General features: G+C 67.5%; 17 protein-coding genes. 4 read left to right on the forward strand and 13 right to left on the reverse strand.

The window, feature by feature from the left end:
- Positions 1-24: 24 nt before the first annotated feature.
- From ARC23_RS12940 to ARC23_RS12950, 3 genes are all read right to left on the reverse strand, one after another.
- Positions 25-1,383, reverse strand: coding sequence for a TolC family outer membrane protein (locus ARC23_RS12940; RefSeq protein WP_057497574.1), 1,359 nt, complete (start codon positions 1,381-1,383; stop codon positions 25-27).
- 16 nt (positions 1,384-1,399) lie between these two features.
- Positions 1,400-2,047, reverse strand: coding sequence for a protein-L-isoaspartate O-methyltransferase family protein (locus ARC23_RS12945; protein ID WP_057497575.1), 648 nt, complete (start codon positions 2,045-2,047; stop codon positions 1,400-1,402).
- 136 nt (positions 2,048-2,183) lie between these two features.
- Positions 2,184-2,864 (reverse strand): TetR/AcrR family transcriptional regulator, encoded by a 681-nt coding sequence (locus ARC23_RS12950; protein ID WP_057497576.1) that lies wholly within the window; start codon positions 2,862-2,864, stop codon positions 2,184-2,186.
- A gap of 119 nt (positions 2,865-2,983) precedes the next feature.
- On the opposite strand from ARC23_RS12950, the gene ARC23_RS12955 reads away from it, so the two are divergent.
- Both ARC23_RS12955 and ARC23_RS12960 read left to right on the forward strand, forming a co-directional pair.
- Positions 2,984-4,114 (forward strand): efflux RND transporter periplasmic adaptor subunit, encoded by a 1,131-nt coding sequence (locus tag ARC23_RS12955; RefSeq protein ID WP_057497577.1) that lies wholly within the window; start codon positions 2,984-2,986, stop codon positions 4,112-4,114.
- A 4-nt stretch (positions 4,115-4,118) separates the two neighbouring features.
- On the forward strand, positions 4,119-7,280 hold the full coding sequence (locus tag ARC23_RS12960) for an efflux RND transporter permease subunit (protein WP_057497578.1): 3,162 nt from the start codon (positions 4,119-4,121) through the stop codon (positions 7,278-7,280).
- Positions 7,281-7,370: 90 nt separating this feature from the next.
- Here the strand turns inward: ARC23_RS12960 and ARC23_RS12965 are convergent, their stop codons facing one another.
- The gene (locus tag ARC23_RS12965) at positions 7,371-8,276 is read right to left on the reverse strand and encodes a LysR family transcriptional regulator (RefSeq protein ID WP_057497579.1); all 906 of its coding nucleotides are present in this window, start codon (positions 8,274-8,276) and stop codon (positions 7,371-7,373) included.
- A 117-nt stretch (positions 8,277-8,393) separates the two neighbouring features.
- On the opposite strand from ARC23_RS12965, the gene ARC23_RS12970 reads away from it, so the two are divergent.
- Positions 8,394-9,167 carry an SDR family oxidoreductase gene (locus ARC23_RS12970; RefSeq protein WP_057497580.1) on the forward strand — a complete coding sequence of 258 codons (774 nt, stop codon included), beginning with the start codon at positions 8,394-8,396 and terminating at the stop codon, positions 9,165-9,167.
- Positions 9,168-9,274: 107 nt separating this feature from the next.
- Here the strand turns inward: ARC23_RS12970 and leuB are convergent, their stop codons facing one another.
- The 9 genes from leuB to ilvC all read right to left on the reverse strand — a co-directional run bounded on the left by leuB (position 9,275) and on the right by ilvC (position 18,932).
- Entirely contained in the window at positions 9,275-10,336 is a 1,062-nt protein-coding gene (leuB, locus tag ARC23_RS12975) for a 3-isopropylmalate dehydrogenase (protein ID WP_057497581.1), read from the reverse strand.
- Positions 10,326-10,904 (reverse strand): 3-isopropylmalate dehydratase small subunit, encoded by a 579-nt coding sequence (gene leuD / locus ARC23_RS12980; RefSeq protein ID WP_057497582.1) that lies wholly within the window; start codon positions 10,902-10,904, stop codon positions 10,326-10,328. The genes leuB and leuD overlap by 11 nt, the downstream gene beginning before the upstream one ends.
- Positions 10,904-12,322: a 3-isopropylmalate dehydratase large subunit gene (gene leuC / locus ARC23_RS12985; protein WP_057497583.1), complete on the reverse strand. Its 1,419-nt coding sequence runs from the start codon at positions 12,320-12,322 to the stop codon at positions 10,904-10,906. Before leuC ends, leuD begins: the two co-directional genes overlap by 1 nt.
- A 60-nt stretch (positions 12,323-12,382) precedes the next feature.
- Entirely contained in the window at positions 12,383-13,162 is a 780-nt protein-coding gene (locus tag ARC23_RS12990; protein WP_057497584.1) for a class I SAM-dependent methyltransferase, read from the reverse strand.
- Positions 13,163-13,172: 10 nt separating this feature from the next.
- The gene (locus tag ARC23_RS12995; RefSeq protein ID WP_057497585.1) at positions 13,173-14,762 is read right to left on the reverse strand and encodes a 2-isopropylmalate synthase; all 1,590 of its coding nucleotides are present in this window, start codon (positions 14,760-14,762) and stop codon (positions 13,173-13,175) included.
- Positions 14,759-15,850: a threonine dehydratase gene (locus ARC23_RS13000; protein ID WP_057497586.1), complete on the reverse strand. Its 1,092-nt coding sequence runs from the start codon at positions 15,848-15,850 to the stop codon at positions 14,759-14,761. Before ARC23_RS13000 ends, ARC23_RS12995 begins: the two co-directional genes overlap by 4 nt.
- Before the next feature lie 96 nt (positions 15,851-15,946).
- Positions 15,947-16,198: an ACT domain-containing protein gene (locus ARC23_RS13005; protein ID WP_049428486.1), complete on the reverse strand. Its 252-nt coding sequence runs from the start codon at positions 16,196-16,198 to the stop codon at positions 15,947-15,949.
- A complete protein-coding gene (gene ilvG, locus ARC23_RS13010; protein ID WP_057497587.1) occupies positions 16,182-17,918 on the reverse strand; it encodes an acetolactate synthase 2 catalytic subunit in 1,737 nt (578 codons plus the stop codon). The genes ARC23_RS13005 and ilvG overlap by 17 nt, the downstream gene beginning before the upstream one ends.
- A gap of 39 nt (positions 17,919-17,957) precedes the next feature.
- Positions 17,958-18,932: a ketol-acid reductoisomerase gene (gene ilvC, locus ARC23_RS13015; RefSeq protein WP_057497588.1), complete on the reverse strand. Its 975-nt coding sequence runs from the start codon at positions 18,930-18,932 to the stop codon at positions 17,958-17,960.
- Between the two features lie 696 nt (positions 18,933-19,628).
- Here ilvC and ggt point away from each other — a divergent pair.
- Positions 19,629-21,347, forward strand: a complete 1,719-nt coding sequence (gene ggt, locus ARC23_RS13020) for a gamma-glutamyltransferase (RefSeq protein WP_057497630.1) — start codon at positions 19,629-19,631, stop codon at positions 21,345-21,347.
- The last annotated feature ends 74 nt before the right edge of the window (positions 21,348-21,421 follow it).

Raw genomic sequence — 21,421 nt, forward strand, 5'->3', positions numbered from 1 at the left:
TTCGTTGCAGGCGGGGGCCCCGACTCAGCGCGTGGTCGTGGCCGGATTGCCGGCATCCTGGGTCAGCAGGCGGTTGACGTCCTGCAGCTCGGCCACGTCCAGTGCGCCCAGCGACTGGCTCAGCAGCAGCCGGTTCTGCAGGAAGGTGTAGCGGGCCTGGGCGTAATCCAGCTGCGCCGAGAACAGGATGCGCTGGTTCTGGATCACGTCCAGCACGGTACGGGTACCGACTTCCAGGCCGACCTGCGAGGCGTCGTAGGCGCTCTGTGCCGAGACCACGGCCAGACGGCGCGCTTCCACCTCGCTGATGCCCTGCACCAGGGTCTGGTAGGCATTGCGGGTGTTGCGGTCCAGCGCACGCTTCTGCTGCTCGTAACCGTCCTGGGCAATGTCACGCTGGGCCAGCGCCTGGCGCACGCCGGACTGGGTGGCACCGCCGGAGAAGATCGGCACGCTCAGGGTCAGGCCGATGCTGTTGGTGCGTGCGTCCGGCGACAGCGAGCCGGCACCGGTGCTGTCACCCCAGGTGGCGGACTTGCCCCAGCTGCCGCCCAGCGACAGGGTCGGGTAGTGGCCACCACGGGCAGCCTGCACGCCGGCTTCGGCCGCGCTGACTTTCAATTCCTGCGCCTTCAGCGCCGGATTCTGGGTCGTGGCCTGCTGCACCAGCTCATCGATGTTGCCGCGGTTGGCCGGCACTTCCGGGCGGAAGTCCGCCGGCAGGCCGCGCAGGTTGACCACCGGCTGGCCGGTCAGTTCGGTCAGGGCCTGATAGTTATCGGCCAGGGTGTTCTGCGCAACGATGGTGTTGGCACGCGCCTGGTCGTACTGGGCGCGTGCTTCGTGCACGTCGGTGATCGGCGCCAGGCCCACTTCCAGGCGCTTGTCGGCGAAGTCGAACTGCTTCTTCGCGGCCGCTTCGTTGGTCTGTGCGGCGTTCAGCGATTCGATCGCCACCAGCACGTTGAAGTAGGCCGCCGAGGTGCGCACGATCAGGCTGTCGTTGGCCGAATCGAGGGTGAAGTCCGCCGCCTTGCTCAGCTCGCGCTGCGAACGCAGGTTGTTGATCTGGGTCCAGTTGAACAGCGTCTGGCTGCCGTCGATCGTGTAGGTGCGGCGCTTGCTGGTGACCGTGCCGGAGTTGGCATCGGCATTGGCTTCGCTGCGCGAACGGTTCAGCGTGGCCTGGCCGTTGATCTGCGGCAGCAGGGCGGCGCGCGCCTGCACGGCGCCTTCCTTGTCGTACAGCCGGGTCGATTCGGCGGCAGACAGCTGCGGATCGCCGTTGCGCGCCATTTCGTAGACCTGCAGCAGGTCGGCGGCATGGGCGGACAACGGCAGCAGGGCAGTGGCCAGCGCAACAGCGAGGGATCGGCGGATCATTGCGGCTTCCTTGGACTCAGAGGTGGAACTGGGGTGCCGGGGCGGCACCGCGCAGGTAATCGATATCAGTCTCGAACAGGGACTCGGTGCTGCCGTCGGCCTTGACCAGCAGGGCCTCCATCGCCGGCGAACGGCCGTGGATCACGAACAGGCGGCCACCCGGACGCAGCCACGAAGCAAACTGTGACGGCACCACGTCGACCGCACCAGTGACACAGATCACGTCAAAACGGCGGTCGGTCTGCCACGACAGGGCGTCGGCCACCTCCACGCGGATATTGTTGCCCAGGCCGGAGGCGTCCAGGCGCGCGCGCGCGGCAGCGGCCAGTTCGGCATCGATTTCCAGGCTCAGCACATCGCGCGCCAGCGCGCCGATGCAGGCGGCCAGGAAGCCGCTGCCGGTGCCGATTTCCAGCACTTCGTCACCCGGCTGCAGATCCAGCGCCTGCAGGGTACGGCCCTCGATGACCGGCTTCATCATCTTCTGGCCATGGCCGATCGGCAGTTCGACATCGGCGTAGGCCAGTGCCCGGTGTGCATCGGCGACAAAGGCCTCGCGCGGCAGGCGGGCCAGGACGTCGAGCACCTTGATGTCCAGCACGTCCCAGGGACGGATCTGCTGTTCCACCATCAGTTCGCGGGCGTGGGCGTAATCAATCGTCATGAGGTTCAAATCCAGCGCAGTGGGCCGGCCATTTTACCGGTGCCGGAGGCCGGCGGCGCGCCCAGAGCATCAGCTGCCGGGTGGCCGGGGTCGCAGTGCCGGAAGTCATCGCGACCTCCGGTTCGTTCAGTTTTGGTTATTCAGCCGTCCCGGCCCCTCGCGGCGCATAGGCGCGCAGGAAGAAGTCGATGCTGGCGGTCACATGGGCAAGAGGGTCACACGCCACCGGTGACAGTGGCATGCCGCACATCATATGCATGTGCACTTCGCCCTTGACCAGGGTCAGGAACTGCTCGCCCGCTAGCGAATAATCAGTGATGTCCAGTTCGCCGCGCTCGGCGCGTGCCCGCAGGAAGTCAGCCAGGGCTTCGCAGGTACGTTCCGGGCCTGCCTTCCAGAACAGCTCGCGCAGGCGTTCGTCGGTCTCTGGCGCCATCATCATGCGCTGGATCGAGATTGCCGCGTCGGAGGTGATCAGTTCGAAGAAGGCCAGTCCGATGCCGATCAGCTGGTCGCGGAGCGGGCCGTCCGCATCGGCCACGAACAGGGCATCGGGCAGCATTTCAATGCACTTTGACTGCACGGCCTCGGAGAACAGGGTCTCCTTGTCGCCGAAGTGGCTGTACACAGTCAGCTTCGAAACGCCCGCCTGAGCAGCGATGGTGTCCATGCTCACGCCGGTATAGCCCTGTTCGATGAACAGTGCCTTGGCTGCTTCAAGGATCGCCGCGCGCTTGCCGAGGTCCTTGGGACGCCCGGGTCCGACGGCCTTGGCAGCGGGCTTGGCCGACGGCTTGCGGGAAGTGGGAGAACTCATCGCGACAATACTAGACCAAGCGGTTCGATATTTATACTATACCGGCCGGTTTATTAAATTGGGCCGGCAGTCGCGGCTCTCCCCTTAGTTGCAACCCTGCGTTTTCAGGACGTTGACCGATGAAGATCGTGCGCTGGATGGGCGGTATGGTGTGGGTGGCTGCGCTGGCAGCCTGTTCGGGACAGGAACAGGCGCCACAGGCGGCCGTGCCGGTACTGGTGGTTCACCCCGGCGAACAGGCCGGGCAGGCCCCGGCGGCGTTCCCGGGCACGGTACGTGCCCGCCAGGAAAGCCCGCTGTCGTTCCGTGTCGGTGGCAACCTGGTCAAGCGTCATGTCGATGCTGGCCAGCGGGTGAAGAAGGGCGACGTACTGGCCGAGCTGGACGTGGCCGACTTCGCACTGCAGGCGCGTGCCTCGCAGGCCCAGCTGGCCGCGGCCGAAGCCGATCTGGTGCGTGCCCGTGATGACCTGAAACGCTACCAGGTGCTGGCCGACCAGCAGCTGGTCAGCCGTTCACAGCTGGACCAGCAGTCTGCCGCCTTCAAGGCGGCGCAGGGCCAGGCCAATGCCGCCCGCGCCAACCTCGATGTACTGCGCAACCAGGCCGACTACGCGCAGCTGCGCGCACCGGCCGACGGTGTGATCGCCAGCCGCGAGGCCGAGGCCGGGCAGGTGGTCTCCGCCGGCCAGACCATCTTCAACCTGGCTGCCGACGGCGGGCGCGAAGTGCTGATCGATCTGCCCGAAGCCACCATCCGCGACTACGCGGTCGGCCAGCCGGTCGAAGTGGAGCTGTGGAACCGTCCGGGCCAGCGCCTGCCGGGCACGATCCGCGAGATCGCCGCCGCCGCCGATCCGCAGGCACGCACCTACGCCACGCGGGTCAGCCTGGCCGCCGATGCGCTGGCCGATGTCGAACTGGGCCAGAGTGCGCGCGTCTACAGCAGCGCCGGCCGCCACGGCACGCTGCAGTTGCCGCTGGGCGCGCTGCAGCGTGGTGCCAATGGTGCCGCCAGCGTGTGGGTGGTCGATCCGGCCAACAGCACATTGAAGGCTGCCGCGGTCACCACCGGTGCCTACGGCAGCGAGACGGTGCCGGTGCTGTCGGGTGTGGGCGCGGGTGACTGGGTGGTGGCTGCGGGTGGCCATCTGCTGCGCGCCGGCCAGCCGGTGATCGCCGTGGACCGGCAGAATCGTCCCGTGCTGAAGCCGGCCGCGCCGCCGGCTGCCGCCAAGGCCAAGGAGTAAGCCGGTGCGCCGCTTCAATCTTTCCGAGTGGGCGCTGGCCAATCGTCCATTGGTGCTGTTTGCGATGCTCGCCTTCGCCCTGATCGGTGCGTGGTCGTACAAGCATCTGGGCCAGTCCGAAGATCCGCCCTTCACCTTCAAGGCGATGGTGGTGCGCACGTTGTGGCCGGGGGCCACCGCCGAGCAGGTCTCGCGGCAGGTGACCGAGCCGATCGAGAAGGCGTTGATGAACACCGGCGAGTACGAGTTCATCCGCTCGTATTCGCGCCCGGGTGAATCCCAGGTCATCTTCATGGCCCGCGACAGCCTGCGTTCCAGGCAGATTCCGGACCTGTGGTACCAGGTCCGCAAGCGCGTGGGCGACATCCGCGCGACGCTGCCGCGCGAGATCGTCGGCCCATTCTTCAACGATGAGTTCGGCGACACCTACGGCAACATCTATGCGTTGACCGGCAAGGGCTTCGACTACGCGGTGATGCGCGACTACGCCGACCGCATCCAGCTGGAACTGCAGCGCGTGCCCGACGTCGGCAAGATCGACCTGGTCGGCCTGCAGGACGAGAAGGTGTGGATCGAGTTGTCCAACACCCGGCTGGCAACGCTGGGCGTGTCAATGCAGCAGGTGCAGCAGGCGCTGGCCGACCAGAATGCGATCACCGGCACCAGCTTCTTCGAGACCGCCACCGATCGCGTGCAGCTGCGCGTGACCGGCCAGTTCAACGATATCGAAGCGATCCGCCAGTTCCCGATCCGCGCCGGTGACCGCACCGTGCATCTGGGCGACATCGCCGAGGTCAAGCGCGGCTTCGCCGATCCGGCGTCGCCGAAGATGCGCTTCATGGGCGAAGAGGCCATCGGGCTGGCCGTGGCAATGAAGGATGGCGGTGACATCCTCAAGCTCGGTGCCAACCTCGATGCCGAGTTCCAGCGGCTGCAGAAGACCCTGCCGGCCGGCATGCAGCTGCGCAAGGTGTCCGACCAGCCGCAGTCGGTGGAGGAGTCGGTCGGCGAGTTCGTGCAGGTGCTGACCGAAGCGGTGGTGATCGTGCTGCTGGTCAGTTTCTTCTCGCTGGGCCTGCGCACCGGCCTGGTGGTAGGCGTGACCATTCCGCTGGTGCTGGCGATGACCTTCTTCGTCATGCACTACTTCGACATCGGCCTGCACAAGATCTCGCTCGGCGCGCTGGTGCTGGCGCTGGGCCTGCTGGTGGACGATGCGATCATCGCGGTGGAGATGATGGCCACCAAGATGGAGCAGGGCTACGACCGCCTGCGCGCGGCCAGTTTCGCCTGGGAATCGACCGCGTTCCCGATGCTGACCGGTACGTTGATCACCGCTGCCGGCTTCCTGCCGATCGCCACGGCGGCATCGAGCACCGGTGAATACACCCGCTCGCTGTTCCAGGTGGTGACCATCGCGCTGGTGGTGTCGTGGATCGCAGCGGTGTTGTTCATCCCGTACCTGGGCGACAAGATGCTGCCGGACCTGTTCAACCCGCAGCCACCGAAGCCGGGCAGCCTGTCCGCGCGCTGGCACGCCAAGCGCCAGCAGTGGGCTGACCGCTACCCGGCGCTGGCCAACCTGATCGCGCCGCCGCAGCACGGGCACGACCATGATCCGTACCAGCGCCCGTTCTACCGCAGCTTCCGTCGCTTCCTCGACGCCTGCCTGCGCCGTCGCTGGTGGGTGATTGCCGCGACCGTCGCGCTGTTCGTGTTCTCGCTGATGATGTTCCGCTTCGTGCCGCAGCAGTTCTTCCCGGATTCGACCCGGCCGGAACTGATGGTGGATATCGAGCTGGCCGAGGGCGCGTCGCTGCGCTCGACCCAGGCCCAGGCCGAGAAGCTGGAAAAGCTGCTGCAGGGCCGCCAGGACATCGCCAACTACGTGTCCTATGTGGGCACCGGCTCGCCGCGCTTCTACCTGCCGCTGGACCAGCAGCTGCCGGCGACCAACTTCGCCCAGTTCGTGATCCTGGCCAAGGACACCAAGGCGCGTGAAACCGCCCGCAGCTGGCTGCTGAAGGAGGTGATCCCGCAGTTCCCGGACGTGCAGATGCGCGTGACCCGCCTGGAAAACGGCCCGCCGGTCGGCTACCCCGTGCAGATGCGCATTTCCGGCGAGCACATCGAGCGGGTGCAGGCGATCGCCCGCCAGGTCGAGGCCAAGGTGCGCGAGAACCCGCACGTGATCAACGTCAACCTGGACTGGAGCGAGCCGAGCAAGGTGGTGCGCCTGGTGATCGACCAGGAGCGCGCCCGCGCGCTGGGCGTGAGCAGTGCCCAGGTCAGCCAATTCCTGTCCAGCTCGCTGGCCGGGCAGTCGGTAAGCGTGTACCGCGAAGGTAACCGCCAGATCGAGATGCTGCTGCGTGGCCCGACCGACGAGCGCAACCAGCTGGAGCTGCTGTCGAGCCTGTCGATGCCGACCGCCAACGGTGGCAGCATCACGCTGTCGCAGGTGGCGACGATGGAGTACGGCTTCGAGGACGGCATCATCTGGCATCGCAACCGCCTGCCCACGGTGACCGTGCGTGCCGACATCGGCGATGGCATGCAACCGCTGGACGTGGTGCACCAGATCCTGCCGACGCTGGACGGCATCCGTGCCGAGCTGCCGAATGGCTACCTGCTGGAAACCGGCGGTACGGTGGAGGATTCGGCGCGTGGCCAGAACTCGATCAAGGCCGGCATGCCGCTGTTCCTGGTGGTGGTGGCCACGCTGCTGATGCTGCAGCTGCGCAGCTTCTCGCGTGCGGCGATGGTGCTGGTGACCGCGCCGCTGGGCATCATCGGTGCGACCCTGTTCCTGCTGCTGTTCCGCGCGCCGTTCGGCTTCGTGGCCTTGCTGGGCACGATCGCACTGGCCGGCATGATCATGCGCAACTCGGTGATCCTGATCGACCAGATCCAGCAGGACATCGATGCCGGGCATGATCGCTGGCATTCGATCATCGACGCCACGGTACGCCGTTTCCGCCCGATCGTGCTGACCGCGCTTGCCGCGGTGCTGGCGATGATTCCGCTGTCGCGCAGCGCGTTCTACGGCTCGATGGCGATCTCGATCATGGGCGGCCTGATCGTGGGTACGGTGCTGACCCTGGTGTTCCTGCCGGCGCTGTACGCGGCCTGGTTCCGGGTCAAGCCGGACGAATCCGGGGCGTAACCCTTTGGGTTCGCCCGTCGGGGTCGGATCCCTTTCCCTCTGGGAAAGGGATCCGACCCCATGCATGAAGCATCCACGCAGGCCGTGGTTCTACTGCAGGTGCAGGCCGATCCGCAGCACCGGCAGCAGCCATTCAATGAACACCTGCACGCGCAGCGCACGGTGTTGCCGATGCGGTTGCAACAGGGTCACCGGCAAGGGCTGCGCCACGTACTGCGGCATCACCTCCACCAATGCGCCTGATTCCAGTTCGGCCTGCACGTCGTAGCGCGGAATCTGCAGCAGCCCCAGTCCGGCCACGCAGCACGCGATCGACGCCTCGGCGCTGTTCACCCGCACCCACCCAGGCATCGGCAGCGTGCGCAGCTGGCCGCCCTCCTGCCATTCCCACGGTTCCACCCGCGCCGTGGTCGGCGATGCGTAGTTCACCGCGCGGTGCTGCTGCAGGTCGTCAGGATGCTGCGGTACGCCGTGCCCGCGCAGGTAGGCCGGTGCGGCAACGTTGACGAAGTGGAGCTGGCCCAGCGTGCGGGCCACCAGGCTGGAATCGCCCAGCTGGCCAACCCGCAGCACCGCATCGCAACCGTCTTCGATCAGGTTCACCGCGCGGTCGGTCATGCCCAGGTCCACCTCCACCTGCGGATACCGCGCGAAGAAATCCGGCAGCGCCGGGGCGATGATGCGACGGCCGATGCGGCTGGGCACGTCGATCTTCAGCAGGCCCATCGGTTGCGCGTCGTCCTGGCGGAACAGGGTTTCGGCGTCTTCAACCTCGGCGATCAGGCGCAGGCAGCGGGCATGGAACACGTCGCCGTCGTGGGTGGTGGACACCCGTCGGGTCGAGCGCTGCAGCAGGCGGGTGCCGAGCCGCTGCTCCAGCTCCGCAATGGCCGCCGAGACGGTGGAGCGGGGCAGGCCGAGCTGGTCGGCGGCGCGGGTGAAGCTGGCGCACTCCACGACCCGGGTGAAGATGCGGAAGCGATCGATCCGGTCCATTGTTCGCTGGCTCTGGAAAGTTAAGTCAATGTGGCGGGCTTTATCCGCATTTTCTGCACGATATCGTCGTCAGGGCAGGGTTGCCACCCCGGGCAGCCCCCTCCCGAGACCGAAGCCATGACCGACCATTCCCTCAAGGGCAAGACCGTGCTGATCGCCGGTGGCGCCAAGAACCTGGGCGGACTGATCGCCCGCGACTTCGCCAGCCAGGGCGCCAAAGCCATCGTCATCCACTACAACAGCGCCGCCACCCAGGCCGAAGCAGAGGCGACCGTCGCCGCCGTGCAGGCCGCCGGCAGCAAGGCGGTGGCCCTGCAGGGCGACCTGACTTCGGCGGTGGCGATGGAGCGCTTGTTCGCCGATGCCGTGGCCGCAGTCGGCCGTCCCGACATCGCCATCAACACGGTGGGCAAGGTACTGAAGAAGCCGCTGCTGGACATCAGCGAAGCGGAGTACGACCAGATGAGCGCGGTCAACGCCAAGGCGGCGTTCTTCTTCCTCAAGGAAGCCGGCCGCCACGTCAACGACGGCGGCCGGATCTGCACCCTGGTCACCTCGCTGCTGGGTGCGTTCACGCCGTTCTACTCCAGCTATGCCGGCACCAAGGCGCCGGTGGAGCATTTCACCCGCGCGGCATCGAAGGAGTTCGGTGAGCGCGGCATCTCGGTGACCGCGATCGGGCCCGGTCCGATGGATACGCCGTTCTTCTATCCAGCCGAGAGTGCCGACGCGCAGGCGTATCACAAGACCGCAGCGGCGCTGTCGGCGTTCACCCGCACGGGCCTGACCGACATCGCCGACATCGTGCCGTGGATCCGTTTCCTGGTCACCGATGGCTGGTGGATGACCGGGCAGACCATCCTGGTCAATGGTGGGTACACCACCAAATAATGCAGCCACGCGTGGCGTGGCTGCGGCCTCCCTGTAGAGTCGAGCCGTGCTCGACTCAGGCAACAGCAGTCGAGCATGGTTCGACTCTACAGGTGTTGCCGGACAGGTCAGCCCAGCCTGGCCAGCACCGCGTCGGTCGCGGCGGCGGTGCTTACCGCCTGGCCCTTGGCGGCCAGATCGGCGGTGAACACGCCGTCGTCCAGCACCGCGTGCACGGCCGCTTCCACCGCCGCAGCCTCTGCTTCCAGCCCGAGCGAATGGCGCAGCAGCATCGCGGCGCTGAAGATCGTCGCGTACGGATTGGCGATGCCCTTGCCGGCGATGTCCGGGGCCGAACCGTGGATGGGTTCGTAGATGCCGACCGCACCCGCCTCGCCCAGCGAGGCCGAGGGCAGCAGGCCCAGCGAACCGGCCAGCATCGAAGCTTCGTCGGTGAGGATGTCGCCGAACATGTTCTCGGTCACGATCACGTCGTACTCGCGCGGCTTGGCCAGCAGGTGCATGGCCATCGAATCGACCAGCTGGTGTTCCAGCGCCACGTCCGGGAACTCCTCGCGGCCGATGCGCGCGGCCACGTCACGCCACAGGCGCGAGGTTTCCAGCACGTTGGCCTTGTCCACCGAGGTGACCTTGCCGCGGCGTTGCCGGGCCAGGCCGAACGCACTGCGCAGCACGCGTTCGATTTCGGCCACGGTGTAGCGGCACAGGTCGCTGGCGCTGTCGGCGTCGCGGGTCTTGTCACCGAAGTAGATGCCGCCGGTCAGTTCGCGTACCACCACGAAGTCCACGCCCTGCAGCAGCTCAGCCTTGATCGGCGAGGCGTGCAGCGCGGCCTCGTGGGTGCGCACCGGGCGCAGGTTGGCGTACAGGCCCAGTGCCTTGCGGATCGCCAGCAGGCCCTGTTCCGGGCGCACCTTGGCGTTCGGATCGGACCACTTCGGGCCGCCGACCGCGCCCAGCAGCACCGCGTTGGCGGCCTTGCAGGCTTCCAGGGTCGACGCCGGCAGTGGCTCGCCATGGCGATCGATGGCGATGCCACCAATGTCATGCTCGCTGAAGGTGAAGGTGTGGTTGAAGCGTTCGGCGACGGCCTTCAGGACGGCGACCGCCGCGGCGGCCACTTCCGGGCCGATGCCATCACCGGGCAGGACAACAATCTCAGCGTGCATGCTCACTCTCGTAGCGTTCGATTTCGGGGACACGGCCCAACAGATAGCCCAACTGGTCGACACCTTCCAGCAGGCAGGTCTGCGAGAAGCCATCCAGCGGGAAGGAATAGACGCGGCCATCCGGCGTGCGCAGTTCGCGCGCGGCCACGTCGATGGTCAGCTCATCGTCCGGGCGCTGCATCAGCGCCTGCACGTCGGCTTCGTCCAGCACGATCGGCAGCAGGCCGTTCTTCAGCGAGTTGCCGCGGAAGATGTCGGCGATCTCGCTGCTTACAATGGCGCGCAGGCCGAGGTCGGTCAGCGCCCACGGTGCATGCTCGCGCGATGAGCCGCAGCCGAAGTTGCGGCCCGCCAGCAGGATGCTGCGGCCGGCATTGCGCGGCTGGTTGAAGGCAAAGTCGGCCACCGGCGCACCATCGGCCTGCCAGCGCCAGTCGTTGAACGCATTGCGGCCCAGGCCGGCACGCTCGGTGGTGGACAGGAACCGTGCCGGAATGATCTGGTCGGTGTCGATGTTGGTCTGGCGCAGCACCACGCTGGCCGAGGTCAGGGTACGGAAACCGGCCATCACGCCACCTCCTGTGCGAACAGTTCGCGGGTATCGGCAACGTGCCCGTTCACTGCGGCCCACGCCGCGCTCATCGGCGAGGCCAGCAGCGTGCGCGAACCGGGACCCTGGCGGCCCTCGAAGTTGCGGTTGCTGGTGCTCACGGCCAGCTGGCCGGGCGCCACCAGATCACCGTTCATGGCAATGCACATCGAGCAGCCCGGCTCGCGCCATTCGGCACCCGCAGCGCGCACGATCTCGTGGATGCCTTCGGCTTCAGCCTCGCGCTTGACGATCTCCGAGCCCGGCACCACCAGCATGCGCACGCGCTCGGCGACGCGGCGTCCACGCAGCACCTGCGCCACTTCACGCATGTCGCTCAGGCGGCCGTTGGTGCACGAGCCGACGAACACCACGTCCACCGGCGTGCCGGCCAGTGCCTTGCCGGCCTGGAAGTGCATGTAGTCCAGGCCCTTCTGTGCGGCGGCATCGTTGGCGGCGGGAATCGGTGCATCCACCGCGATGGCCGTGCCCGGATGGGTGCCCCAGGTCAGGGTCGGGCGGATGTCGGCGGCGTCGATGTGCACCTCGCTGTCGAAGCGCGCACCGTCATCGCTGCGCAGCTGTTGCCAGCGGGCGACGGCGGCATCGAAGTCGGCGCCCTTGGGGCCGCGCGGGGTATTGGCGACGAAGTCGAAGGTGACCTGGTCCGGGGCGACCATGCCGGCACGCGCGCCGGCCTCGATCGACATGTTGCACAGGGTCATGCGCTGTTCCATGTCCATCGCTTCGATGGTGCTGCCACGGAACTCGATCACATGCCCGGTGCCGCCGTTGACGCCGATCACGCCGATGATGTGCAGGACCACGTCCTTGGCGCCGACGCCGGATGCCAGCGCACCGTCAACGGTGATTGCCAGGGTCCTGGCCTTGCGCTGCAGCAGGCACTGGGTGGCCAGCACGTGGCCGACTTCACTGGTGCCGATGCCGAACGCCAGCGAACCGAACGCGCCGTGGGTGGAGGTGTGGCTGTCGCCACAGACGATGGTCATGCCGGGCTGGGTGAAGCCCTGCTCGGGCGCGATCACGTGGACGATGCCGCGGTTGTCCGAAGCCATGTCGAACAGCTCGATGCCGTGCTCGGCGCAGTTGCGCGCCAGCGTGGCGACCTGCGCTTCGGAGGCGGCGCTGGCATAGGGCAGCGTGCCGTCGGCGCCGGCCGGCAGGGTCGGCGTGGAATGGTCCATCGTCGCCTTGGTACGGTCCGGGCGGCGCGGCGACAGGCCACGCTCGCGCAGCTCGGTGAACGCCTGCGGCGAGGTCACCTCGTGGATCAGGTGCAGGTCGATGTACAGCACGGCGGGCGCGCTTTCAGATTCGGGAACCACCACGTGGGCGTCCCACAGTTTGTCGTACAGGGTGCGGGGTGCGGAAGTCATGCGTATGCCTGGCAGAAGTACGAAATAGCGGACATCAGGAAAGATAGCGAAAAGGTCATGTCAGCGGCGGCGGGCGAGCACGCGCAGCCGCACGTAGTCGGCCAGCGGCTGGCCGGTGGCGCTGCGCGGCAGATCGGCCAGCAGCGCGGTGGCGGCCTCGCGCACGGTGGCGCGGGCATCGGCCGGCAGGTCATCCAGCAGCGGCGCGGCGAACACCCGCAGCCAGCCGGCAACGCCGGTCGGCAGCGCGGTCGGGCGCGGCGTGCACTCGATCAGTTGAATCTGGAAACCATGCTGGCGCAGGCGGTCGGCGTAGGCATCGGCCGTCGGGAAATACCACTGGAACGTGCTGGAACCGTGGCCGTGGGCCACGCGCGCAGCCTGTACCGCAGCAATGATCGTTGCGACGTTGCCGTGGCCGCCGAACTCGGCGACGAAACGTCCACCCGGGCGCAAGGCCCGGCGCACGCCTTCCAGCACCCGGTCGGGGTTGCCCATCCAGTGCAGCGCGGCGTTGCTGAACACCGCATCGAATTCACTGTTGAAGGTCAGCGCGTGGCCATCCATCACCTGCGCATCGACGCCACGCGCGCGGGCGGCGACCACCAGTTCCGGCGAAGCATCCACGCCGTGGATGCGTGCACCGCTCAGGGCCAGCTCGGTGCTGAGCACGCCATCGCCACAGCCCAGGTCGAGGATGCGCTCCCCGGCGCGCGGGTCGAGCAGGCGCGCGACCGCACCGCCGAGCAACGGCACGAAGCCGGCGTCGATCGCATAGTCCTGGGCGTTCCACTGCTGGCCAGCGGCGCTGGCCGGGGTGGGGGTGTCGAAGGCGCTCATCTCGGCTTCCTCAGGCGGTGGCGGCGGTGGCAGCGTCGGTGCTGCTGCTGTGGGCGGTGGCCTGGCGCTGGCGCAGCAGGCGGTTGGCCACGTCCAGCCAGGCCAGCGCGGAGGCTTCGATGATGTCCTTGCTGGTGCCGGTGCCGTCGTACTCCACACCCTCGTGGCGTACGCTCAGATTGGCTTCGCCGCGCGCATCGGCGCCGATGCCCACGCTGTGCACGTGGTAGCTGTCCAGCATCAGCTGCACGCCGGTGGCGGCTGACAGTGCGCCGAACAGCGCATCGACCGGACCGTCGCCCTGCGCGGTCTCGGCCACGCGGTTGCCGTCCGGATCGGACAGTTCCACCAGCGCGTTGGCGCGGCTGCCGACGTCGCTGATGGTCATCGAGGCCAGGCGGTAGCCCTGGGTGTTGGAGCCGCCCTGCATCAACGCCTGCAGGTCGGCATCGGTGACCACGCGCTGCTGTTCGCACAGGCCCTTGAACTGCTCGAACACCAGCTTCAGTTCGTCCTCCTCCAGCCAGAAGCCCAGCGCCCGCAGGCGCGCTTCGACGGCGGCGCGGCCGCTGTGGCGGCCCAGCACCATCTGCGAATCCTCCCAGCCCACATCCTCCGGGCGCATGATTTCGTAGGTGCCGCGGTGGCGCAGCATGCCGTGCTGGTGGATGCCCGATTCGTGGGCGAATGCGTTGGCACCGACGATGGCCTTGTTGCGTTGCACCGGCATGCCGACCAGGCGTTGCAGCAGCTGCGAAGTGCCGACGATGCGCGGGGTATTGATCGCGCTGTCCTGCTCGTAGAAAGCCTGGCGCACCTTCAGCACCATCGCGATTTCTTCCAGCGAGCAGTTGCCGGCGCGCTCGCCGATGCCGTTGACGGTGCATTCGACCTGGCGCGCGCCGCCTTCGATGGCGGCCAGCGAGTTGGCCACGGCCAGGCCCAGGTCGTTGTGGCAGTGCGCGCTGAAGATCACATTGGCCGCGTTCGGTATGTCGGCGACGCCGGCGATGACCTGCTGGAACATCGCGCGGATTTCCTCCGGCGTGGTGAAGCCGACGGTGTCGGGCAGGTTGATGGTGGTGGCGCCGGCGGCGATGGCCACGCGCGAGACCTCGATCAGGTAGTCCAGCTCGGTACGGGTGGCATCCTCGGCCGAGAACTCGACATCGTCGATGTAGGAGCGGGCCAGCGAGACGTGCTTGCGTACCGATTCCAGGACCTGCTCGCGGCTCATGCGCAGCTTGTGCTCGCGGTGCAGTGGGCTGGTCGACAGGAACACGTGCAGGCGCGGATTGGCGGCGGCTTCCAGGGCCCGCGCCGAGGTCTCGATGTCGGCCTGCAGGCAGCGTGACAGCACCGCCAGGCTCAGGCTCGGACGGCGCAGTTCGCGGCCGATCAGTGCCATCGCCTCGCGGTCGGACTGCGAGCTGGCCGGGAAGCCGGTCTCGATGATGTCCACGCCCAGTTCGTCCAGCGCACGCGCCATCACCAGCTTCTGCGGCGGGCTCATGCTGCAGCCGGGGGACTGCTCGCCGTCACGCAGGGTGGTGTCGAAGATGCGGATGCGCGGGGTGGTAATTCGTTCGATGGTGGTCACAGGGAAATCTCCTCGACAGCGGGTGCGACGGCTTGCAGGGGGGAAGGGGAAGATGTGCGGGATGGGGGCGCGCTGGCCTTGGCTGGCGAGCGCGGGGGTTCGCTGCGCCGTCGCCGCGGTTTGCGCGGCGGGCGTGGACGGATGTCGGTGAGCAGGCCGGCCAGTACGCCGGCATCGATGTTGCCGCCGGACACCACCGCGCACTTGCGACGGCCTGCGACGCGACGACCGGCCGCCAGCGCCAGCGCGCCGGCGCCCTCGGCGATGATGTGTTCTTCCAGCGCCAGCCGGACCAGGGTTTCGCGCAGTTCGGCCTCGCGCACGATCACCACATCGTCCAGCAGCGAGCTGCACAGGCGGCGGGTCAGGAAGCCGGGGATCTTTACCCGCACGCCGTCAGCCAGCGAGGCTGCGGGGGCAATGTCGCGCAGATCACCGCGGATCGCGCGCGCCATCGAATCGACACCTTCCACCTGTGCGCCGATCACGCGCACGCCCTGTGATTTCAGCGCCAGCGCAACGCCGGAGGCCAGCCCGCCGCCGCCGATCGGCACGATCACCACGTCGGGAGCGTGCGCGGCCAGCTCGATGCCGACCGTGCCCTGGCCGGCGATCACGTCGGCATCGTCGAACGCGGACAGGAAACGGTAGCCATGGCGCTGTGCCAGTTCCACGGCGAAGGCATAGGCCTCGTCATAGCTGTTGCCGTGCTGGCGCACGGTGGCGCCCCAGTGGGCGACACCAGCGATCTTGGTGGCCGGGGCGCCGTGCGGCATCACGGTGATCGCCGGCACGTCCAGGCGGTAGGCGGCCCAGGCCACGCCCTGGGCGTGGTTGCCAGCCGAAGCGCAGATCACCGGCCGGCTATCGCCGCGCTCGCGGCCGGCCAGCAGCGCGTTCAGTGCACCGCGCACCTTGTAGGAGCCGGTGCGCTGCAGGTTCTCCAGCTTCAGCCAGGTACCGAAGCGTTCGGCATGGTGCAGTGGGGTGGGCGGCAGGAAGCGGCGCAGGCGGGCCTGCGCGGCCAGGACATCGGCGACGCTTACGTCGCCGACATCGCTTTCCTGGCTGGTATCAGCGGCCGGCATGGGCCACCGGCGGGGTGCGGGCGACCACCGCATGCGGGCACGGGCGGCGAAGAAGACGCCTCCGTACCGGCACCGTGGTCATTACGGTACGGGTGTTCATGGCGATACTCCTTCCACCGCGGTGACCTGCACGGACACGCAGTCGTAGATCTTCTCGATCTGCCGGCACAGCGTTTCGGCCGGGCGCTGACCATCCACCACCAGTTGCAGGTGCCAGCGGCCATCGTCGGCGGCCACCGGCGCACCGCTGATCGCACGCGGCGCGAAGCCGCGACGCTCGGCCATGCCGATCACGCGCAGCAGCGCGCCCTCGGCCGGGTGCAGCACCAGGTCAAGCCGGTAGTGCATTGGGGGTCTCCTGGCGGGCGTGGGCGGGGTTGCTTTCCAGCATGGTGCTGTTGGCGGTGTTCGGCGGCACCAGCGGCCACACGTTGGCGCGTGCATCAATGGCGACGTGCAGCAGCGCCGGGCCGGGTTCGGCCAGCAGCGCGGCCAGTCCACCCTCGACGTCGTCGCGCGCCTCGATGCGGGTGGCGGCAATGCCGAATACCTGCGCCAGTGCGACGAAGTCCGGGTTGTCGGACAGGTCGATTTCGCTGTAGCGCTCGGCGAAGAACAGCTCCTGCCACTGCCGCACCATGCCCAGCGAACTGTTGTCCAGCAGCACGATCTTCACCGGCAGGCGGCAGCGGGCAATGGTCGCCAGCTCCTGCACGTTCATCATGAAGCTGCCATCGCCGGACACCAGCACCACGGTGCGGTCCGGGCAGGCGAACTGCGCGCCCATCGCCGCCGGCAGGCCGAAGCCCATGGTGCCCAGCGCGCCACTGGTCAGGTGGTTGCGCGGGTGGTTGAAGCGGCAATGCTGGGCCACCCACATCTGGTGCTGGCCGACGTCGCAGGCGATCACCGCATCGGCCGGCGCCAGCTCGCTCAGGCGCTTCAGCAGGGCCGGCGCGTAGATGTGCTGGCCCGGTGCGTCGTAGCGTGCGGCGAAGCGATCGCGATGCTGCGCACAGCGCCTGCGCCATGCGTCCTGGTGGGCCCTGGGGGAGGGGAAGGCCGCACGCAGGGCACGGATGGCATGGCCGACATTGCCGGGCACGGCGACATCGGCACTGCGCAGCTTGGAGATCTCGTACGCATCGGCATCGATGTGGACGACACGGGCGAAGGGAGCGAATTCGGCCAGCTTGCCGGTGGCACGGTCATCGAAGCGGGCACCCAGTACCAGCAGCAGGTCACTTTCCTGCACCGCCATGTTGGCCGCGCGCGTGCCATGCATGCCCAGCATGCCCAGCGACTGCGGGTGCTGCGGGGGCAGTGCGCCCAGGCCACGCAGCGTCATCACGGTAGGGATGGCGCTGGCCTCGACGAAGTCACGCAGGTCCTGCACGGCATCGCCCAGGGCGATGCCGCCACCGGCGTAGACCACCGGCTTCTCGGCCGCCGCCAACGCGGCAATGGCCTCGGCGATGGCCGCCTCGGTTGGGGCCGGCGGCGGTTCGATGCTGCTCGGAACATGCATGGGCAGATGGCTGGCATCGGCCAGCTGCACGTCCTTGGGCAGGTCGATCAGCACCGGGCCGGGGCGGCCCTCGCGGGCGATGCGGAACGCATCGGCCACCACGCGCGGCAGGTCATCGACGCTGCGCACCAGCCAGCTGTGCTTGACGATCGGCATCGTCAGGCCGAACACATCCAGTTCCTGGAAGGCGTCGGTGCCCAGCAGCGGCGTGCCGACCTGGCCGGTGATGCAGACCATCGGCACCGAATCCAGCATCGCGTCGGCGATGCCGGTGACCAGGTTGGAGGCGCCCGGGCCGGAGGTGGCCACGCAGACGCCCACCTGGTTGCTGGCGCGGGCGAAGCCGTTGGCGGCCAGTGCCGCGCCCTGCTCATGGCGCACCAGGATGTGCTTCAGCGACGAATCCACCAGCGCGTCGTAGAACGGCATGATGGTGCCGCCGGGATAGCCGAACAGCGTGCGGACGCCTTCGGCCTCCAGTGCCTGGGTCAGCCAGCGCGCGCCGTTGGGCGGCGCGCTGCGGTGTGTGGAAGAGTTCATGGGGGAACCTTGCAGAGCGGGTGGGGGAGGGCCGCGCGGTTACGCGGCCTGTCCTTGCAACCAGACCATCTTGGCGCGCAGTTCCTTGCCCACCTTTTCGATCGGGTGCTCCAGGTCGGCCTGCTTGAACCGGTTGTAGTTCGGCAGGCCCGCTTCGTACTCGGCCACCCAGTTCTTGGTGAAGGTGCCGTCCTGGATGTCCTTCAGCACTTCCTTCATGCGCGCCTTGGTGCCGGCGTCGATCACCCGCGGGCCGCTGACGTAGTCGCCGTACTGCGCGGTCTCGGAGATGAATTCCAGCATGCGCGAGATGCCACCTTCGTAGAACAGGTCCACGATCAGCTTCAGTTCGTGCAGCACTTCGTAGTAGGCGATCTCCGGCTGGTAACCGGCTTCGACCAGGGTCTCGAAACCGGCCTGCACCAGCGCCGAAGCGCCGCCGCACAGCACGGCCTGCTCGCCGAACAGATCGGTTTCGGTTTCTTCCTTGAAAGTGGTCTGGATCAGGTTGGCGCGGGCGCCGCCGAGGCCAGCCGCATAGGCCTGTGCATGCTGCGCTGCCTTGCCGCTGGTGTCCTGGTAGACCGCCCAGATGCAGGGCACGCCGCGGCCGATCTCGTACTCGCGGCGCACCAGCGCACCCGGGCCCTTGGGCGCGACCAGCACCACGTCCAGGTCGGCGCGCGGCTCGATCATGCCGTAATGCACGTTCAGGCCATGGGCGAACAGCAGGCAGGCGCCCTGTTTCATGTTCGGTGCCAGTACCTCGTTGTAGAGCTTCTTCTGCACCATGTCCGGGGTCAGCACGGCCACCAGGTCGGCCTCCTTCACCGCCTCGGCGGGGGCCACCACGGTGAAGCCGTCGGCCTGTGCCTTGGCTTCGGTGGGGCCGCCCGGACGCAGGCCTACCACCACGTCGAAGCCGGATTCGCGCAGGTTCAGTGCGTGGGCGCGGCCCTGGCTGCCGTAGCCGATGACGGCGATCTTGGTCTGGGGCAGGTCGTTGGTGCTCATGGGGGAGGTTCCTTGCGGTGGGAAGAAAAAAGAACGGCCGGTCGTCGAGGTGACGTGCCGGCCGGTCAGGGGAAAGCGGTGGAGGAGGCGCCGCGCATCGCACAGGCACCGGCACCGGCACCACGAGGCGTCGTGGTGGTGTGGGTCCGGGTTTTGCGATGGGCGGTGTGCATGGTGGTTGCGTCTGAAACCAGGTCCTGAAATGAAAAAACCCGCACCGGGGCGGGTGCGGGTTTTTGATGAGTTCCGGTGTGTTTGTTGCTTACACGCTGGCTCGTCCCGCACCTGTAGGTTGGGTAATAAGTACGAGCACAAGAATCGAACGCAGCGAGGCGGCGCCGGTGTCGGCGGCTTCGATGTGGGTTCGCGGTGGCGTGTTGTGATGCAGCATGTAATCGAGAGAAACACAGCCATTTCGGCGGTGTCAACCCTCGCGACAGATTTTTTATCGGTTTCCGCGGCATCCAGCGGAATGGCTTGTGGCGCAAGGATGGTTGCCGTTGAAATTGTTTCGGTGAACCGGAATTCACTCCTTTCAGCGCGGTTTTTGCGCGGATTCCGGGCCGTTTTCGCCCTGGTGAGTGCGGCCCAAGGGCCGCGCCCACCGAAAGGCCACGGCCCATGACCTCTGCCCGATACCGCATGAAGGCCGCAGCGGCGAAGATCGGGGAACCACCCTTCCATCGGAACCCGACCGTGTCCCGACGCCTTGCCCGTTCCCTGCTGGCCGCTGCCGTGCTGGCCTCCGTGCCCGCACTGTCTTCCGCCGCCGATCGCATCACCGGCCACACCTTCGCCACCCGTTCGGAGGTGATCGCCCCGCATGCGATGGCCGCCACCTCGCAGCCGCTGGCCACCCAGATCGCGCTGGACGTGATGAAGGGCGGTGGTTCGGCGGTGGACGCGGCGATTGCCGCCAACGCCGCGCTCGGCCTGATGGAACCGACCGGCAACGGCATCGGCGGCGACCTGTTCGCCATCGTCTGGGACCCGAAGACGCAGAAGCTCCATGGCTACAACGGCTCGGGCCGCTCGCCGAAGTCGCTCACCCTGGCCGAGTTCCAGCGCCGTGGCCTGAAGGAGATCCCGGCCACCGGTCCATTGCCGGTGTCGGTGCCCGGTGCCGTCGACGGCTGGTTCGCGCTGCACGAGCGCTTCGGTCGCAAGCCGATGGCCGACAACCTGGCGCCGGCCATCCGCTACGCCCGCGAGGGCCACCCGGTGGCCGAGGTGATTGCCTACTATTGGGACCGCTCGGTGCCCAAGCTGTCGCAGTACCCGGGCTTCAAGGAGCAGTTCACGATCAACGGCCACGCCCCGCGCAAGGGCGAGATGTGGAAGAACCCGAACCTGGCCAACACGCTGCAGCAGATTGCCGACGGCGGCCGCGATGCCTTCTACAAGGGCGCCATCGCCCACACCATCGGTGACTACTTCAAGGCCAACGGTGGCTACCTGAGCTACCAGGACATGGCCGACCACCACGGTGAGTGGGTCGAACCGGTCAGCAGCAACTACCGTGGCTACGACGTGTGGGAGCTGCCGCCGAACAGCCAGGGCATCGCCGCGCTGCAGATCCTCAACGTGCTGGAAGGCTACGACTTCTCGAAGATCCCGTTTGGTTCACCGGAACACGTGCACCTGTTCGTCGAAGCGAAGAAGCTGGCCTTCGCCGACCGCGCGCGCTTCTATGCCGACATGGCCTTCCAGCCGGCACCGGTGCAGAAGTTGATCTCCAAGGACTATGCGGCGCAGCGCCGTGCGCTGATCTCGATGGACAAGGCCCTGAAGGAAGTGCAGCCGGGCACGCCGAAGCAGTTGGAGGAAGGTGACACCATCTACATGACCGTGGCCGATGCCGACGGCATGATGGTCTCGCTGATCCAGTCCAACTACCGGGGCATGGGCAGCGGCATGGCACCGCCCGGGCTGGGCTTCATCCTGCAGGACCGTGGCGAGATGTTCGTGCTGCAGAAGAACCATCCCAACGGCTACGCACCGGGCAAGCGTCCGTTCCAGACCATCATCCCGGCGTTCATCACCAAGGGCGGCAAGCCGTATGCCAGCTTCGGCGTGATGGGCGGTGCGATGCAGCCGCAGGGCCATGCGCAGATCGTGATGAACCTGGTGGACTTCGGCATGAACCTGCAGGAAGCCGGTGACGCACCGCGCATCCAGCATGAAGGGTCGACCGAGCCGACCGGGCAGGCCACGGCGATGACCGACGGTGGTGAAGTGAACCTGGAAACCGGCTTCCCGTACGAGACGGTGCGCGCGCTGATGCGCAAGGGGCATCGCATCGTGTTCGCCGACGGCCCGTATGGCGGGTACCAGGCGATCATGCGCGATCCCGAGACCGGGGTTTACTACGGGGCTTCGGAGAGCCGCAAGGACGGGCAGGCGGCGGGGTACTGAGGTTTCCCGGCCACCGGGCTGAGCCCCCTCGTGGCTGATCGCCAGAGCAGTTTCATGCGCTGGGGCGTGTGGGT

Source organism: Stenotrophomonas beteli, assembly GCF_001431665.1.
Taxonomy (GTDB): domain Bacteria; phylum Pseudomonadota; class Gammaproteobacteria; order Xanthomonadales; family Xanthomonadaceae; genus Stenotrophomonas; species Stenotrophomonas beteli.

Coding starts and splice junctions, on each gene's coding strand:
- ARC23_RS12970 (WP_057497580.1), top strand. CDS start 8,394: ATGACCGACCATTCCCTCAAGGGCAAGACCGTGCTGATCGCCGGTGGC.
- leuC (WP_057497583.1), bottom strand. CDS start 12,322: ATGACTTCCGCACCCCGCACCCTGTACGACAAACTGTGGGACGCCCAC.
- ilvC (WP_057497588.1), bottom strand. CDS start 18,932: ATGAGCACCAACGACCTGCCCCAGACCAAGATCGCCGTCATCGGCTAC.
- leuD (WP_057497582.1), bottom strand. CDS start 10,904: ATGGCCGGTTTCCGTACCCTGACCTCGGCCAGCGTGGTGCTGCGCCAG.
- ARC23_RS13005 (WP_049428486.1), bottom strand. CDS start 16,198: ATGCACTACCGGCTTGACCTGGTGCTGCACCCGGCCGAGGGCGCGCTG.
- ARC23_RS12965 (WP_057497579.1), bottom strand. CDS start 8,276: ATGGACCGGATCGATCGCTTCCGCATCTTCACCCGGGTCGTGGAGTGC.
- leuB (WP_057497581.1), bottom strand. CDS start 10,336: ATGCACGCTGAGATTGTTGTCCTGCCCGGTGATGGCATCGGCCCGGAA.
- ARC23_RS12990 (WP_057497584.1), bottom strand. CDS start 13,162: ATGAGCGCCTTCGACACCCCCACCCCGGCCAGCGCCGCTGGCCAGCAG.
- ilvG (WP_057497587.1), bottom strand. CDS start 17,918: ATGAACTCTTCCACACACCGCAGCGCGCCGCCCAACGGCGCGCGCTGG.
- ARC23_RS12955 (WP_057497577.1), top strand. CDS start 2,984: ATGAAGATCGTGCGCTGGATGGGCGGTATGGTGTGGGTGGCTGCGCTG.
- ARC23_RS12940 (WP_057497574.1), bottom strand. CDS start 1,383: ATGATCCGCCGATCCCTCGCTGTTGCGCTGGCCACTGCCCTGCTGCCG.
- ARC23_RS12950 (WP_057497576.1), bottom strand. CDS start 2,864: ATGAGTTCTCCCACTTCCCGCAAGCCGTCGGCCAAGCCCGCTGCCAAG.
- ARC23_RS13000 (WP_057497586.1), bottom strand. CDS start 15,850: ATGCCGGCCGCTGATACCAGCCAGGAAAGCGATGTCGGCGACGTAAGC.
- ARC23_RS12945 (WP_057497575.1), bottom strand. CDS start 2,047: ATGACGATTGATTACGCCCACGCCCGCGAACTGATGGTGGAACAGCAG.